The organism is Nocardioides oleivorans, from assembly GCF_004137255.1.
Taxonomy (GTDB): domain Bacteria; phylum Actinomycetota; class Actinomycetes; order Propionibacteriales; family Nocardioidaceae; genus Nocardioides; species Nocardioides oleivorans.
Map to the genome: position 1 here is coordinate 212,966 of NZ_SDWT01000001.1, position 14,623 is coordinate 227,588.

Annotated in this window: 16 protein-coding genes; 6 read left to right on the plus strand and 10 right to left on the minus strand. The window is 72.6% G+C overall.

Annotation, left to right across the window (positions count from 1 at the left end; translation table 11 throughout):
• Nucleotides 1-4: 4 nt before the first annotated feature.
• The 4 genes from EUA93_RS01005 to EUA93_RS21440 form a co-directional block, all read right to left on the minus strand.
• On the minus strand, nt 5-1,552 hold the full coding sequence (locus tag EUA93_RS01005; RefSeq protein WP_129397965.1) for an LCP family protein: 1,548 nt from the start codon (nt 1,550-1,552) through the stop codon (nt 5-7).
• Between the two features lie 82 nt (nt 1,553-1,634).
• On the minus strand, nt 1,635-2,237 hold the full coding sequence (locus EUA93_RS01010; protein WP_129397966.1) for a GNAT family N-acetyltransferase: 603 nt from the start codon (nt 2,235-2,237) through the stop codon (nt 1,635-1,637).
• An 8-nt stretch (nt 2,238-2,245) separates the two neighbouring features.
• Nucleotides 2,246-2,743 (minus strand): acyl-CoA thioesterase, encoded by a 498-nt coding sequence (locus EUA93_RS01015; RefSeq protein ID WP_129397967.1) that lies wholly within the window; start codon nt 2,741-2,743, stop codon nt 2,246-2,248.
• An 87-nt stretch (nt 2,744-2,830) separates the two neighbouring features.
• The gene (locus EUA93_RS21440) at nt 2,831-3,073 is read right to left on the minus strand and encodes a hypothetical protein (protein ID WP_165355008.1); all 243 of its coding nucleotides are present in this window, start codon (nt 3,071-3,073) and stop codon (nt 2,831-2,833) included.
• Here EUA93_RS21440 and EUA93_RS01020 point away from each other — a divergent pair.
• From EUA93_RS01020 to EUA93_RS01040, 6 genes are all read left to right on the plus strand, one after another.
• A complete protein-coding gene (locus EUA93_RS01020; RefSeq protein ID WP_165355009.1) occupies nt 3,072-4,004 on the plus strand; it encodes an LCP family protein in 933 nt (310 codons plus the stop codon). The two genes, EUA93_RS21440 and EUA93_RS01020, sit on opposite strands and share 2 nt — an antisense overlap.
• Nucleotides 4,005-4,213: 209 nt before the next feature.
• The gene (locus EUA93_RS01025; protein WP_129397969.1) at nt 4,214-4,954 is read left to right on the plus strand and encodes a PadR family transcriptional regulator; all 741 of its coding nucleotides are present in this window, start codon (nt 4,214-4,216) and stop codon (nt 4,952-4,954) included.
• Nucleotides 4,951-5,394 carry a DUF1707 SHOCT-like domain-containing protein gene (locus EUA93_RS01030; protein ID WP_129397970.1) on the plus strand — a complete coding sequence of 148 codons (444 nt, stop codon included), beginning with the start codon at nt 4,951-4,953 and terminating at the stop codon, nt 5,392-5,394. The genes EUA93_RS01025 and EUA93_RS01030 overlap by 4 nt, the downstream gene beginning before the upstream one ends.
• A gap of 47 nt (nt 5,395-5,441) precedes the next feature.
• Nucleotides 5,442-6,020: a hypothetical protein gene (locus EUA93_RS21445; protein ID WP_165355010.1), complete on the plus strand. Its 579-nt coding sequence runs from the start codon at nt 5,442-5,444 to the stop codon at nt 6,018-6,020.
• 62 nt (nt 6,021-6,082) lie between these two features.
• A complete protein-coding gene (locus tag EUA93_RS21450; RefSeq protein WP_165355011.1) occupies nt 6,083-6,850 on the plus strand; it encodes a YcnI family copper-binding membrane protein in 768 nt (255 codons plus the stop codon).
• A 7-nt stretch (nt 6,851-6,857) separates the two neighbouring features.
• Nucleotides 6,858-8,549 (plus strand): copper resistance CopC/CopD family protein, encoded by a 1,692-nt coding sequence (locus EUA93_RS01040; protein ID WP_165355012.1) that lies wholly within the window; start codon nt 6,858-6,860, stop codon nt 8,547-8,549.
• Here EUA93_RS01040 and EUA93_RS01045 read toward each other — a convergent pair.
• The 6 genes from EUA93_RS01045 to EUA93_RS01070 all read right to left on the minus strand — a co-directional run bounded on the left by EUA93_RS01045 (nt 8,527) and on the right by EUA93_RS01070 (nt 14,623).
• Nucleotides 8,527-9,363, minus strand: coding sequence for a hypothetical protein (locus EUA93_RS01045; protein ID WP_129397973.1), 837 nt, complete (start codon nt 9,361-9,363; stop codon nt 8,527-8,529). The genes EUA93_RS01040 and EUA93_RS01045 overlap by 23 nt on opposite strands.
• A 70-nt stretch (nt 9,364-9,433) precedes the next feature.
• Nucleotides 9,434-10,036, minus strand: a complete 603-nt coding sequence (locus EUA93_RS01050; RefSeq protein WP_165355013.1) for a TetR/AcrR family transcriptional regulator — start codon at nt 10,034-10,036, stop codon at nt 9,434-9,436.
• A gap of 90 nt (nt 10,037-10,126) precedes the next feature.
• Nucleotides 10,127-10,939 carry an SDR family NAD(P)-dependent oxidoreductase gene (locus EUA93_RS01055; RefSeq protein WP_129397975.1) on the minus strand — a complete coding sequence of 271 codons (813 nt, stop codon included), beginning with the start codon at nt 10,937-10,939 and terminating at the stop codon, nt 10,127-10,129.
• Nucleotides 10,936-12,081: an acyl-CoA dehydrogenase family protein gene (locus tag EUA93_RS01060; protein ID WP_129397976.1), complete on the minus strand. Its 1,146-nt coding sequence runs from the start codon at nt 12,079-12,081 to the stop codon at nt 10,936-10,938. Before EUA93_RS01060 ends, EUA93_RS01055 begins: the two co-directional genes overlap by 4 nt.
• A complete protein-coding gene (locus EUA93_RS01065; RefSeq protein ID WP_129397977.1) occupies nt 12,078-13,472 on the minus strand; it encodes an acetyl-CoA carboxylase biotin carboxylase subunit in 1,395 nt (464 codons plus the stop codon). Before EUA93_RS01065 ends, EUA93_RS01060 begins: the two co-directional genes overlap by 4 nt.
• Complete coding sequence (locus EUA93_RS01070; RefSeq protein ID WP_129397978.1) at nt 13,469-14,623, minus strand: thiolase family protein; 1,155 nt, start codon at nt 14,621-14,623, stop codon at nt 13,469-13,471. The genes EUA93_RS01065 and EUA93_RS01070 overlap by 4 nt, the downstream gene beginning before the upstream one ends.

Consider the following 14,623-nt stretch of genomic DNA (forward strand, 5'->3'; position numbering starts at 1 on the left):
GCGCTCAGCAAACTGCGCCGAGGTCCTCCGACTCGTTGGCCGCGTAGCCCTCCTTGAGCGACCCGACCGAGCCGCCGGTGACCGACGGCGGGTTGGTGGGCTGGGCCTCCGGGGTCGAACCGGGCGTGGTGCCCGTCGTGCTGTCAGGGGTGCTGCCGGTCGTGCTGCTGGGGGTGCCCGTCGACGTGTCGGTGCTGGCGGGCGCCGCCTCGGCGGTCTCGGTCGCGGGCTTCTGGCCCTCGGCCCTGTCGATCGCGGCCTGGACCTTCTGCTGGACCAGCGCGATGTCGGGGTTCGCGGTGTTGATCATCGGCGGCACGAGGGACAGCGTGGCGATCTTCTGCCCCTTCGCCTTGAGCGCCAGGGAGACGAAGCGGTCCACCTCGCTGCGCGGGATGTCGGTGGAGACCATCGCCGAGCTCGCCTTCGCGATCTTCTGGAAGTTGGTGAGGGCCGTCTGCGGGCTGACCTGCTCGAGCATCGCGCCCATCACGCACTTCTGGCGCGCCATGCGGGAGTAGTCGTCGGAGTCGTAGCGGGCGCGGGCGAACCAGAGGGTGTCGACGCCGCTGAGGGTGCGCGTGCCGGGCTCGATGTAGTGGAAGTAGGAGTCGCTGGGCAGGCCGACCGGGATCTTCTGGCGGACGTTGAGCTCGACACCGCCCACGGCGTCGACCAGGTCCTTGAAGCCCTCCAGGTTGACCATCGCCCAGTAGTTCACGTCCAGGCCGGTGATGCCCTCCACGCCCTGGATGGTCGCGTCGATGCCAGGGCTCTTCGAGTCCGGGAACACCTCGGGGTGGTCGAGCGCCCAGGTGGCCAGGCCGTTGAGGTACATCCCCTCCTCGTCGAACCCGTCGGGGAACTGCTCGGCCATCTCCGAGCCGGCCGGGAAGGGGAAGTTCTGCATGTTGCGCGGCAGCGAGACCAGCACGGTCTTGCCGGTCTCGGCGTCGATACTGGCGACCGTCATCGAGTCGGGTCGCAGGCCCCAGCGCCCGGCACCGGAGTCGCCGCCCATCAGCAGCACGTTGTAGCGGCCGTGGCTCGCGCCCACCGCGTCGCCGTCGCCGAACATCGTGATCATGAACTGGCGCTGCACGCCGACCATGTGGGCGCCGAAGAGCAGGGCGCCGGCGACGCTGAAGCAGAGGAAGCCGTTGACCCCGACGATCGCGAGCCGGTGCTGGCGCTGGAGGGTCAGGGGCTGGCCGAGGCGCCAGGCGTCGACGAACAGCCAGGCCCAGCCGACCGCGAGGGCCATCAGGCCCAGCCGCACGACCTGCAGGATCCAGGTGTTGGTGCCGGCCCAGAAGGCGATCCCGTGCCAGAGGTACGACGCCACCGCGGTGCCCAGCGCGAGCACGACCACCGCGAGGAAGGTGCGCATCGCGACCACGCCGATCCGGCGCTTGCCCATCACGAGCTGGGCCGAGCCCGGGAGGACGAGGGTCATCAGCATCAGCGTCACCGCGCGGCGGAACCGCACGCGCTGCGCACGGTCGAGCGCGGTCGGACGCGACTGCGACCCGGAGGGCGGGACGGGCGACATCGGGGTACCTCTTCTGCGCTGGGGGAAGTCAGCCCGCCCAGTATCACCAGTCACACCCGTCCCACCGGGCCGCGACGCGCCGTCAGGGGCGGACCAGTCCCGACTCCGGCATGGCGGCCTGACCCAGTGCGGCGACGAGGAGGTCGTCGGGCTCGCGGTCGAGGAAGACGAGGCGTACGGCGTCGGGGTCGGGGTTGCCCGCGTCGGGCCCCCGCCACACCAGCCGGAGGCCGAGCCTCTCGGCCGTCCGGCGGGACCCGACGTTGTGCTCGAGGAGGTAGGCCAGGACCGGCCGGTCCGGCGCGACCGCGTGCGCCGCCTCGACCGCGACGGCGCCCATCTCCGTGGCGTAGCCGCGACCGACGACCCGCTGGTCGAAGCGGTAGTAGAGGTTCCACCAGCCGCGCCCGTCGGCTGCGTCGTCCGGCCCGAGGCAGCCGCCGCGACCGACCACGGGTCCACCCTCGGCGTCGCGCACCGACCAGTACGCCAGCCCGTCGCGCTCGAAGCGACGACGGCTCGCGCCGACCATCACCTCCCCCGCCGCAGGATCGGTCAGGACCCCGGACGGGAGGTGCACCCACGAGGCCGGGTCGCTGTGGATCGCGAAGAGCGCCGCGGCGTCGGTGTCGACCGGCTCGTCGAGCCACAGCCGCGGGGTGCGGACGTGGCGCCAGTCGCCCACCCCTCGCGTCACTCCTCCCGGCCCCGGTCGATCTCGGCCTTCCTCGCCAGCCGGTGCGCGCGGCGGATCTCGGCCTCGCGCTGACGTCGTACGTCGTCCGGGGTCTCGGTCTCCAGCGGCGGGACGGGGCGCGGGTGGCCGTCGTCGTCGATCGCGACGAAGACGAAGTAGGCGCTCGCGACGTGGAGCGGCGCGTCGGCGGCGTCGCCCCACGGCTGCGCCTCGACGCGGACGCCGATCTCCATCGACGAGGTGCCGGCCCAGTTGACCTGGGCGTAGGTCTTGATGATGTCGCCGACGTGCACGGGCTCGAGGAAGGTCATCTCGTCCATCGCCGCGGTCACCGCCGGACCGCCGCTGTGCCGGTGGGCCACCGCGCCCGCGGTCGAGTCGGCGAGCTTCATGATGTCGCCGCCGTGCACGTTGCCGAGCAGGTTGGCCTCGGTGCCCGAGGCGAGGATCCCGAGGCTCACCCGGCTGTACGACGTGGTGCGGGCCTCGCTCATGTGCCGCACGGTAGCGTCACTTCCCATGGCTGATCGACCACAGGGCTCCGGGATGCCCGAGAAGGGGACACCGGAGTACGACTGGCTCTACGGGTCCCAGTCGTCGGGACCCTCGGGCGATGCCACCCAACGGATGCCCGCATCCGGGCCCGCGACCGGCAGGGGCCCGGCGGCCCCCCGCCCCGACGAGACCAGGGTGATGCCGGTGGCACGTCGCGAGGAGCGCGCGGCCGGAGGCACGCCGCCCGGCGGCAGCGGTCGTACGCCGACCCCCGCGCCCACCCCGGCCGGGAGCCAGCGGCCGAGGAAGCGGCGGTGGCGTCCGCGCATGCGGCTCGTCCCGCTGGTGCTGCTGCTGGTCCTCGTCTACCTCCTCGGCGTGCCGCTCTACCACTGGACGAAGATCGAGAAGGTCGACGCGGCGCCGACCGGCGACCGGCCCGGCGACCAGCCCGGCACCAACTTCCTGATCGTCGGCTCGGACAAGGCCGACGACCTCACCGACGCGCAGCGCGAGGCGCTCGACACCCCCGAGCGGGGCGGGACCAACACCGACACCATCATCGTGCTGCACACCGGGTCCGGTGGCCGCACGATGATGTCGATCCCGCGCGACACGCTCGTCGACGTGCCCGGCGGCGGCACCCAGATGATCAACGCGGCCTTCGCGAGCGGCGGGGCACCGCTGCTGGTGCAGCGCGTCGAGGCGCTGACCGGCATCCACATCGACCACTACGTCGAGCTCGGCTTCGGCAGCGTCATCAACACGGTCGACGCCTTCGGTGGGGTGGAGATCTGCCCGAAGCAGGACATGAAGGACCCGATGGCGCGTCTCGACATCAAGAAGGGCTGCCAGGAGGTCGACGGCATCACCGCGCTGGCCTACTCCCGCTCCCGGCACGTCACCGCTCTCAGCGACCTCGACCGCGTGGCCCGCCAGCGCGAGGTGATCAGCGCGATCGGCGACGAGGCGCTGTCGCCGTGGACGTTCGTCAACCCGCTGCGCTACTGGCAGATCAACGACGCCGCGACCGGCGCCATCCTCATCGACGAGGGCATGAACCCGCTCGACCTCGGCCGCTTCGCGCTCGCGATGACCGGCAAGAGCCAGACGTGCACGATGCCCAACCTCAACGCACCGAGCGACCCCAACCGGATCATCGCCGACCCCGACCGGGCGCCCGCGCTGTTCAACGCGATCATCGACGACTCGAAGGTGCCGAGGTCGGCCTGCACCCCGACGGGCCGCGTCATCAACTGAACGCCACGTCTGGTCCATCGCCTGAGCGGTGAGTGAGCCACATTCCACGCATCTGGAATGTGGCTCACTCACCGCTCAGACAATTTCGGACCGGCTCTTGAACGACCACCTCCGTCGACGTACGCTCACGATATATCGCGATAGGTCACCGATAGTTCTGCGATACATCACGAACTTCTCTCATCTACCCGCATACCGAGGAGCACGACATGGGACAGCAGTGGCCCGGGTCCGACTGGCCCGAGAGCAACGACGACGACGAGACCCGCGACCGGTCCCGGCGCAGCGGAGGCAACGACTGGACCGGCGGCTGGGGCGGCAGCTGGAGCCACGGCTTCGGCGGTCCGGGCGGCCACTCCCGCCGCGGTCGGCAGAGCGGCCCGCCGCCGTGGCTGGGCGAGATCTTCGGCAGCACCTTCGCCCCGCAGCGTCCGCAGCCGCGCGGGCCCAAGGTCCGCCGGGGCGACGTGCGCACCGCGATCATCGACGTGCTGCACCGCGCCCGCCGCGCCGAGGAGCCGATCAACGGCTACCAGGTGATCCAGGAGATCGCCGAGCTCAGCAACGGCGAGTGGCGCCCCTCCCCCGGCTCGGTCTACCCGACGATCCAGCAGCTGCAGGACGAGGGCATGGTCGAGTCCGACGACGAGCGGGGCCGCCGCACCATCCGGCTCACCGACACCGGTGTCGCCTGGGCCGAGGACAACACCGCCGAGCTCGCGTCGGTGTGGGCGCCCTTCGCCCGCACCGAGGTGCCGAGCGACCAGCCGTCCGGCCAGGCCGACATCAAGAGCGAGATCGCCCAGGTCGGCAGCGCCGTGTGGCAGCTGGCGACCCAGGGCTCGGAGCAGCAGAAGCGGGCCGCCCTCGACGTCCTCGTGGAGACCCGCCGCCGGCTCTACGGCATCCTCGCCGACGGCCGCGACGGAGACACCGAGGTCGAGCGATGAGCCAGCCGGACCCCCGCCTGCGGATCTCGGACGCCGACCGCGAGCGCGCGATGGCCGACCTCGCCGGCCACTACGCCGACGGTCGGCTCGACCACGAGGAGTACGACGAGCGCCTCGACGCGATCTGGACCGCGCGGACCCGCGCCGACCTGGCCGTGCTCTTCAGCGACATGCCGCGTCCCGAGCCCCAGCAGCCTCCTGCCCGCGCGGTGCAGCGGCCCCGGGGCCGGGGGTTCCGGCTCCCGCTGCTGCCGGTGCTCGCCCTGCTGATCGTGCTGAGCGTCCTGGCCCACGCGCCGTTCTGGCTCCTCGTCTTCCCGCTGATGTTCTTCGCCGGTCGACGCCGGATGGCGTGCGGCGCAGGCCAGATGGGCCAGATGGCCCACACGGGTCACGGCCCGGTCGAGTACCGCCGGCCCAGGCGCTCGCGCGGCTGGTAGCCCGGACGCCCCGCGCGCACGTGGTCCCGGTCTGGGACCATGTGCGCGTGAGGTTCGAGGCCGAGGTGGTGCAGGCGCGTGCGCCGCACGCGCTGGGTCGCGCGCTGGCTGCCACCGCCCTCGTGGTCACCGGGGCGTCGTCGGCCCACACCTGGGCGGGCGGCACCGTTCCGACGGGCCCCGGCCTGGCGCTCGTGTCCGCGGTCGTGCTGGCCGGCGGTCTCCTCCTCTTCACGCGCAACGTGCCGCTCTGGGCGGTGCTCCCGGCCGTCGCCCTCGCGCAGCTCGGCCTCCACGAGACCTTCGGCCTGGTGGCCGGCCACGACCACGCGACCGTGTCGACCATGACGGCGATGTCGACCATGACGGAGATGCCCGGCATGGCCGACCCGGGCTGGACCTGGCAGATGGTGCTCGCCCACGGCTCCGTCACCCTGGCCACCGCCCTGCTGTGGTGGCTCGGCCGCCGCGCGACGTCGTACGCCGTCGTGGTGCGCCAGCACGCCACCCTCCCCGTCGCGGGCCGACCGCAGCCCGCGCCCGCCGAGGCACGCACGCGTCCCCAGCTCGTCCACCTCCTGGTCCCACCCGGGCGCGGTCCACCGCTGGTCGTCCGTCCCACCTGAGCCGTCGCGGCCCGGGTGGACACGCACGCACCCGACCCGCACCACGACCTCAGGAGAACCCCTTGTCCACCCGTACCCTCGCGCGCCTCGGCGTGCTCACGGCCGCCACGTCGGCCATCGCCCTCTCGCTCGTCGCCCCGGCAAGCGCCCACGTCACCGCCACCCCGTCGAGCAGCGCCGCCGGCGCCTACACGGTCGTCACCTTCAGCGTCGGCCACGGCTGCGAGGGCTCACCGACGACCGGCATCGAGATCCAGGTCCCCGAGTCCGTGCTCGCCGTGACCCCGAGCCGGAACCCGTTCTACGACGTCGAGAAGAAGATGGAGCAGCTCGCCGAGCCCCTCACCGACTCCCACGGCAACGAGGTGACCGAGCGCGTCGCCTCGATCGCCTACACCGCGACCACGCCGCTCCCCGACGGCCAGCGCGACTGGTTCGAGCTGTCGCTCCAGCTGCCGGACACCGAGGGCGAGACGCTGTCCTTCCCGACCATCCAGACCTGTGAGAAGGGTGAGACCCGCTGGGTCGAGGTCCCGGCCGAGGGCCAGGACGCCGACGCGCTGGAGAGCCCGGCGCCGGCCTTCGAGATCACCGCGGCGAGCGCCGAGGGAGACCACCACGACGACTCGGACGACTCGGCCGACTCGGCGGAGGAGTCCGCCGAGCAGACCAGCACGACCGGCGGCGGGGCCGACGGGGCCGACGGCACCACCGAGGCGTCCGACTCCGACGAGGGCTCCTCCGCCCTCGGGTGGGCGGGCCTCGGGCTCGGCCTCGTCGGCGCCGTCCTCGGCGGCCTCGCCCTGGCGCGCACCCGCAAGCTCGCGTGACCCGGGCGTGACGACGTACGCGCGACCGGTGCGGTGGCGCCGGGCCCTCCGCACAGGGGTGGGTCCGGTCCTCGCCGCGCTGGTCGCGTGTGCCTGCGTGCTGCTCGGCAGCGCGCCGGCCTCGGCCCACGCCGAGCTGGTCAGCACCGATCCCGCGGAGGGTGCGGTCGTCGACGCGGCACCCGCGTCGGTCAGCCTGACCTTCAACGAACCGGTCCGCCTGACCTCGCAGGAGGTGGCGGTCTACGACGCCGACGGCGAGCCGGTCGACGCCTCCGCCGGCGCCAACGGCACCGTCGTGACGGTCACCCTCCCGGGAGCGGCCGACCTCGCCGACGGCACCTACGTCGTGTCGTGGAACGTGCTCTCCGACGACGGCCACCCCATCGCGGGCGCCCTCACCTTCTCCGTCGGCTCCCCCAGCGCCTCGGTCGTGGCGCCACCGGAGCCCGCGACCTCCTCGGCCGTGGTGACCGTGCTGCGCGACGTGGTGACCGTCGTGACGGTCGTCGGGCTGCTCCTCGCCGCCGGGCTCGCGTTCTTCGTGGCGTTCGTGCTCCCGCGCGCGTGGGCAGGCGGCGAGGTGCGGTCGCGGCTGCGCCGCCTGACGTCGTACGCCGCCGGGGCGGGCGCTGCCGGCGCGGTCCTGCAGGTGCCGGTCGCCGCGGTCTACGGCCAGGGCCTCGAGCTCACCGACGTCGTCACCGCGTTCGACGTCGGCCTGGTCACCAACGAGCTGGTCAGTGCCGCACTGGTCGTGGTCGGACTGGGCGTCGTGGTGCGCACGATGACCGACGCCGCCCCGGGAGCGACCGCGGCCCGGGTGCTCGGCGCCGGCTCGCTGCTGGCGCTCGCCGGGCCGTCGATGGTGGGACACACGCGGGCCTTCGCGCCGTCGCCGGTCCTGGTCTTCTACGACGTCCTCCACGTCACGGCCGGTGCCGTCTGGCTCGGCGGGCTGGTCGGCCTCGTGCTCACGCTGCGCGCGCTCGCCGGGCGCGAGCTGCTCGCCGCCCAGGTGCTCGCGCGCTTCTCGACCTTCGCGGCCGTCGCCCTGCTCGTGGTCGCGGGCGCTGGGGCGTTCCTGACCTGGCGGATCCTCGGCTCGTGGGCGGGGTTCGTCGAGACGACCTACGGACGGCTGCTGCTGGTCAAGATCGGCATCGCGGTGCTGGTGGCGGCGATCGGCGGGTGGAACCGGTGGCGCACCCTGCCGGCGGTCCGGGCGGCGACCGGCTTCGCGGACCGGGGACGCGCGGCCGGGCTGGTGACGCGGGCCGTCCGCGTCGAGGCCGCACTGCTGGTCGTGCTGCTCGGCGTGACGGGATTCCTGGTCAACCAGTCCCCGCGCCCGGCACCGGTCACGGCGGCGTCCGGCACGACCGGGGTCGGCGCCAGCACCGCCGGCGACCTCCGCGTGCTCGCGGTCCTCGACCCCCGGCGTACCGGCTCCAACACCCTGCTGGTGCAGGTGCAGGACGCGAGCGGCGAGCCCTACGACCCGCCGTCGAACCCGGTCGTGGAGCTGCGCACCGACGGCCTGGACCTCGGCGCGGTCGCGGTCACGCCGGTCGCCGCGGGCACGTGGCGCGGCAAGGTCGTGATCCCCCGCGCCGGCGAGTGGGAGGTGCAGGTCAGCATCCCGCTCAGCCGCTTCGACAACCCGGTGACGACGGTCAGGCTGAGCGTGCGACCGTGAGCTCGACCGGCACGGTGTGCAGGAAGCCGTCGACGCGCACCTGCACGAAGAGCCGGTAGTCGCCGGCCTGCTCGATCTCGGCGTGGAACGTCAGCTCCGAGCCGGCCTCGGTGATCTCGGGGGCGTCGAGCGGGTGGAGGTGCACCATCGCCCCGGTCTCGGTGTTGAAGCCCGTCACGTGGCTGTAGGCACCGAGGTAGGTGCCGAGGTTGACCGGCTGGCCGTCGGCGTCGCGGACGACGAGCCGGAGCTCGCCGTCGGGCCCGGTGGTCGGCGACTCCGAGACCGTCACGCCGACGATCGCGTCGTCGGCCAGGGTGTCGCCGGGGTCGCCGGGCGGCAGCGCGAGCGGGCGACCGAGGATGACGTGGTCGCCGTTGCCGCCCTCGTCGACCGCGGTGAACTCCGTGACGACGCGGTAGCCACCGGCGTCGGGCACGTCGAAGGGCGCGGACCAGGTGCCCTCGTCGTCGAGCGTCGGGTGCAGGTGGCGGAAGACGGTGAGGTCGTCGTTGACGACGTAGAGGTGGAGGTCCTTGGTGAGCTCCTCGACGTAGTCGGTGACGGGCTCGCCCTCGTAGTCGTCGATGCGGAAGCGGAGCTCACCGATGCCGTCGGCTCGCTCGCGGACCTGGAGCCCGTCGAGCGAGTAGCCGACCTCGCTCACCCGGGTGCCGTCGCCGACCGGCAGCGAGGTGTGGCCCTGCCCCGGCGCGTGGGTGTGGCCGGCCTCGACCCGGCCGTCCTGGTCCGAGCCGGAGCTGCAGCCCGTGGCGAGCAGGGCGACGAGCGCGAGCGGGAGGACGACCTTCACGGCGACGATCCTCCCCCACCGCCCCAGCGAGGCGTCCGCCAGCCGGGCCGAGGGACGCTGAGCGGCCGCGTCACTCGATGTCGAGAGCCTTGCAGCACACGTCGGTGGCCACGCGGAGGAGCTGGTCCTCACCACCGGTCCAGACGCCCTGGACCAGGGCGTGGAAGAACATCTGGTCGAGCATGACCACGAGCATCTGCACACGGACCTTCATGTCCGGGCGGTCGTCGGCCGGGACCGTCAGGAGGAACTGGGCGATCTCCTCGGAGAGCCGGTCGTAGCGCGGCTGGAACTCCTTGGCGAACTCCGGGTCACTGGCCATCGCCTCGTGCTTGGACGGCATCAGGCTGGCGTTGTCGCGGGCCCAGTGGGTCAGGCGCAGGATCCAGCGCGACATCGCCTCGCGAGTGCCGGCCATCAGGGCGGTGTTGAGCTCGCGCCAGTACTCGTCGGTGTGCATCCGGTCGAGCGCGACGACCTCGCGGAAGACCGCGGCCTTGTCGGGGAAGTGCAGGTAGAACGTGGCGCGGTTGATCGCGGCCTCGGTCGTGATGAGGCCGATCGAGGCACCGGCGTAGCCCTGCTGCTCGAACACCACCCGCGCGGCGTCGATGATGCGCGAACGCGTCAGCGCCTTCTGCGCCTCCCTGAGGGACCCCGTGCCAGTCGTCACACGCGCACTGTAGGCGGTACGCCGTTCACTCAACAAGATGTTGCCTCTTTCGACAGGGAGTGGCTGGAGCGTTCGGACAGGCGGACCGATTCATCCCCCGGCCGTGAAGTCCCGGCCCGCCTTGGAGGAGTGCGAGCCGCCGTCGACGAACAGCGACGTGCCGGTGGTGTAGGCCGCCAGCGGGCTGGCCAGGTAGACGATGGCGTCCGCGACGTCGTTCGGCACACCCAGCCGGCCGAGCGGCACCGACGTACCGGGCTCGTCGGCGAGACGGGTGTCCTGCCGGGTCATCGCGGTCTCGATCACGCCGGGGTGCACCGCGTTGACCCGGATCCCGCGCGGGCCGAGCGAGGCGGCCAGCGAGTAGGTGAGCATCCGGACGGCGCCCTTGGAAATGTTGTAGGTCGGCATCGACGCCGATCCGAGCACGCCGCCGACCGACGAGATCGTGACGATCGCGCCCTCCCGGTCGCCGGCGACCATCGACCGGGCGGCCGCCTGGCAGGAGAAGAAGGTGCCCTTGACGTTGACGTCCATCATCGCGTCGTAGTCGGCCTCGCTGACCTCGAGCACGTCCTCCATCCGCAGGATGCCGGCGGCCGGGACCATGATCGTGACGCCGCCGAACGCGTCGGCCGCGGTCACCGCCTCCTCGATCGAGGCCGGCGAGGTGACGTCGCACGGCACGAAGACCGAAGAGACGCCCAGGTCGGCGAGCGCCTGCGTCGTCGGGTCGCCGCCCTCGCGGGGCTCCTCGCGCAGGTCGGCGACGACCACGGCGGAGACGCCGGCCGAGGCCAGCCGCAGGGCGGTGGCGCGGCCGAGCCCGGAGGCGCCTCCGGTGACCACGGCGACCTGGCCGGCGAGGAGGTCGGCCGGCCACGACCCCCGGCCCGGCGTCACACGAGGCCCTTCAGGATCTGCGACCCGATCAGGTTGCGCAGGGCCTCCGTGGTGCCTCCGCCCAGGGTGAACATGCGCGCGTCGCGGTAGAGCCGCTCCACGCGGATGTTGCGCGAGTAGCCCAGTGCGCCGTGCAGCTGCAGCGCGGTCGAGCTGACGGTGATCGCGTTCTCCGCCGCGTGCAGCTTGGCGAGCGCGGCGAGCTCGGGGTCGGGCAGGCCCGACTTCGAGAGCGACGCCGAGGCGGCAGCGCGGTGGATCAGCAGGCGCGAGGCGTCGAGCGCGAGGCGCATGTCGACGAGCTTCCAGCGCAGGCCCTGGAAGTCGGAGATCGGGCGTCCGAACTGCTGGCGCTGCGTCGTGTAGTGCAGCGCGTCCTCGTAGGCAGCCTGGGCCAGGCCGAGCGCGACCGTGGCTGCGCCCACGCGCTGGTTGTTGTAGCGACCCATGATGTCCTTGAGCCCGAACATGAGGACGTGGGAGCGCGGGACGACCAGGTCGTTGAAGTGCACGTCCATCTCGGGGATGCCGCGCAGGCCCATCATGTAGTTGCGCTTGCCGAGGTCGAAGCCCTCGTCGTCGCGCTCGCAGTAGACCGCGCAGAGGCCCTTGTCCTCGCCGTCCTCGACGAGCTTCGCGACGACGACGTTGACGATGGAGTCCTTGGCACCGGTGATCCAGGTCTTGGTGCCGTTGAGCACGACGGTGTCGCCGCGGACCTCGGCGGTGGTCGTCATCGCGTTGACGTCGGTGCCGCCGGCCGGCTCGGTGATCTGGATGACCGGCTTGTCGCCGCCCAGCACGAGCTCGGCGACGTGCTTCTTCAGCTCCTCCGAGCCCGCCTTCATGATGATGCTGAGCGCGCCGAGGTTGCCGTCGACCACGATGCGGCCCGAGACGCCGCAGCCCTTGGCGATCTCCTCGACGACCAGCACCACGTCGTACAGCGACAGGCCGGGGCCGCCGTGCTCCTGCGGGATGGTCATCCCCATGAAGCCCGCGGCTGCGAGCTCCTTGGCGTTCTGCACCGGGTAGTCCTCGGTGCGGTCCACCTCGGTGGCGCGCTCCTTGAAGACCTCGGCGAGCTCGCGTGCGCGGGCCTGCAGGTCGACCTGCGCGGCGGTGGGGGCAGGGACGGTCATCGGGGTTCTCCTACGAGGTCGGTGGTCTCGAGCCAGGTCGTGGTGTGCCGCGAGCCGGCGAAGTCGGGGTGGGCCAGCACGCCGAGGTGCAGTGGCGCGGTCGTGGTCGGGCCGTCGATGCGCAGCTCCTCGAGCGCCCGGGTCATCCGCGCGATCGCGACCTCACGGGTCGGTCCCCAGGCGATGACCTTGGCGATCATCGAGTCGTAGTAGGGCGAGATCGTGCAGCCTGCGGTGCAGTGCGTGTCGATGCGTACGCCGATGCCGCCGGGGAGGTCGAGCGCCGTGATCGTGCCGGGTCGGGGCATGAAGGTGCGCGGGTCCTCGGCGTTGATCCGGCACTCGACGGCGTGCACGGCCGGCAGCTGCGAGGCGGGTTCGGCGAGCGGGACCTCACCGGTCGCGGCGAACCACAGCTGGGCAGCGACCAGGTCGACCCCGTGGACGACCTCGGTGACCGGGTGCTCGACCTGGATGCGGGTGTTCATCTCGATGAAGAAGAACTCGCGCGAGTCCATGTCGTAGAGGAACTCGACGGTGCCGGCGCCCGAGTAGTCGATGCCCGCGGTCAGCGCGCGGGCAGCCTCGGTGAGCGCCGTGCGAGTCTCGGGCGACAGCACCGGGGAGGGGGACTCCTCGACGAGCTTCTGGTGGCGGCGCTGGACCGAGCAGTCGCGCTCGCCGAGCACCACCACTCCCCCGGCGCCGTCGCCGAAGACCTGCACCTCGACGTGGCGGGCAGCCTGCACGTAGCGCTCGACGTACATCTCGCCGGAGCCGAAGACGGCGAGCGCCTCGGCACTCGCCTCGGCGTACTGGTCGACGAACTCCTCGCTGCGCAGCACCGGACGGATGCCCTTGCCGCCGCCACCGGCGGCCGCCTTGAGCAGCACCGGGAACCCGACGGCGGACGCGGCGGCGAGGGCCTGCTCCGGCGTCGCGTCGGTCAGCGTGGCGCCGGGCACGACCGGCACCTGGAGCTTCTCGGCGGCCTCCCGGGCGGCGATCTTGTCGCCCATCGTGTCGATCGCCTCGGCGCTGGGGCCGACGAAGGTGAGCCCGGCCTCGGCGATCGCGCGGGCGAAGGCGGCGTTCTCGGCGAGGAAGCCGTAGCCGGGGTGGATCGCGTCGCAGCCGGCCGCCTGGGCGACCGTCACGATGGTCTCGATCGAGCGGTAGCTCTTCGTGACGTCGGCCGGACCGATGCACACGGCCCGGTCGGCGAGCCGCACGGCGAGGCCGTCCCGGTCGACGGTGCTGTGCACGACGACCGTCTCGAAGCCCAGCTCCTGGCAGGCCCGGACGATGCGGACGGCGATCTCGCCGCGGTTGGCGACCAGGACGCGGTAGCGACCGCCGGCGCGGCCGACCGGAGCAGGTGTGGTGCTCATCGGCGGGCCAGCACGTGAACTGCGGCTGCGCCGTTGTCGACGCCCCAGATGCCGCCGCCGGTGCAGTGGGCGACACCGACCTGCGCACCCTCGACCTGGTTAGCGCCGGTCTCGCCGCGCAGCTGGGCGACGATCTCGACGACCTGGACGATGCCGGTGGCGCCGAGCGGGTGGCCTCGCGAGAGCAGCCCGCCGCCGGTGTTGACCGCGGTCCTCCCGGCGAGCGCCGACCGGCCCGAGAGCACGAAGCTCGCACCCTCGCCGCGCTCGCAGAGGCCGAGGGCCTCGTAGTACATGACCTCGCCGATCGCGGCCGCGTCGTGCACCTCGGCCACGTCGACGTCGCGGGCCGTGATGCCGGCCTGGCCGTAGGCCTGCTCCACCGCGCGGAGGGTGATGTCGGGCCAGGCCATGTCGCGCCAGCCCTGGAAGAACTGCCCGCTCAGCACGGCCGAGGAGAGCACCTCGACCGACCGGGCGTCCCCGGTCGCGGCCGGGTCGCGGGTCACGACGACGGCGGCGGCGCCATCGGCGTTCGGGCACATCTGGAGCAGCGTGATGGGGTCGGCCACCAGTCGCGACTCCATCACCTCGTCGATGGTGACCGGAGTCCGGTACTGCGCGTTCGGGTTGCGGGAGGCGGCGTCACGGCTCTTCACCGACACCTGCGCGATGTCCTCGGGCTTGCCGCCGAAGCGGGAGAGCCACGACTCGGTGCGCATCGCGTAGGCCGCCGGCATCGTGAGGCCGGCCTTGATCTCGGGGTCGCCCGGGCCGATCGGCAGCAGGCCGCCGCCGAGGGCGCTGAGCTGCTCGACCCCGATCACCAGGACGGTGGTGAACTCGCCGTTGCGCACCGCCCGGTAGGCCTGGGCGAGGGCACTGGCGCCGCTGGCGCACGCGTTCTCGAAGTTGTAGCAGGGCAGGCCGTCCAGGCCCATCTCCTTGCCGATGCGCTGGCCGACGAGCGAGCCGGCGTAGGCGTTGCCGGAGAACAGGGCCTCGATGTCGGTGCGCTGGAGCCCGGCGTCGCGCACCGCGGCGATGCCCGCCTCGACGGCGAGGGACTCCAGGGTGCGCTCGCGGAACTTGCCGAACGGCGTCGTGGCCGCGCCCACGATGCGGGGGGTGGTGACAGCGGCTCCAGCCAT

What these genes read in the sequence shown, in the direction of transcription:
- EUA93_RS01005 (WP_129397965.1), bottom strand. Translation starts at nt 1,552, where the DNA reads ATGTCGCCCGTCCCGCCCTCCGGGTCGCAGTCGCGTCCGACCGCGCTC.
- EUA93_RS01015 (WP_129397967.1), bottom strand. Translation starts at nt 2,743, where the DNA reads ATGAGCGAGGCCCGCACCACGTCGTACAGCCGGGTGAGCCTCGGGATC.
- EUA93_RS01020 (WP_165355009.1), top strand. Translation starts at nt 3,072, where the DNA reads ATGCGGCTCGTCCCGCTGGTGCTGCTGCTGGTCCTCGTCTACCTCCTC.
- EUA93_RS21440 (WP_165355008.1), bottom strand. Translation starts at nt 3,073, where the DNA reads ATGCGCGGACGCCACCGCCGCTTCCTCGGCCGCTGGCTCCCGGCCGGG.
- EUA93_RS01025 (WP_129397969.1), top strand. Translation starts at nt 4,214, where the DNA reads ATGGGACAGCAGTGGCCCGGGTCCGACTGGCCCGAGAGCAACGACGAC.
- EUA93_RS01030 (WP_129397970.1), top strand. Translation starts at nt 4,951, where the DNA reads ATGAGCCAGCCGGACCCCCGCCTGCGGATCTCGGACGCCGACCGCGAG.
- EUA93_RS01060 (WP_129397976.1), bottom strand. Translation starts at nt 12,081, where the DNA reads ATGACCGTCCCTGCCCCCACCGCCGCGCAGGTCGACCTGCAGGCCCGC.
- EUA93_RS01065 (WP_129397977.1), bottom strand. Translation starts at nt 13,472, where the DNA reads ATGAGCACCACACCTGCTCCGGTCGGCCGCGCCGGCGGTCGCTACCGC.
- EUA93_RS01070 (WP_129397978.1), bottom strand. Translation starts at nt 14,623, where the DNA reads ATGGCTGGAGCCGCTGTCACCACCCCCCGCATCGTGGGCGCGGCCACG.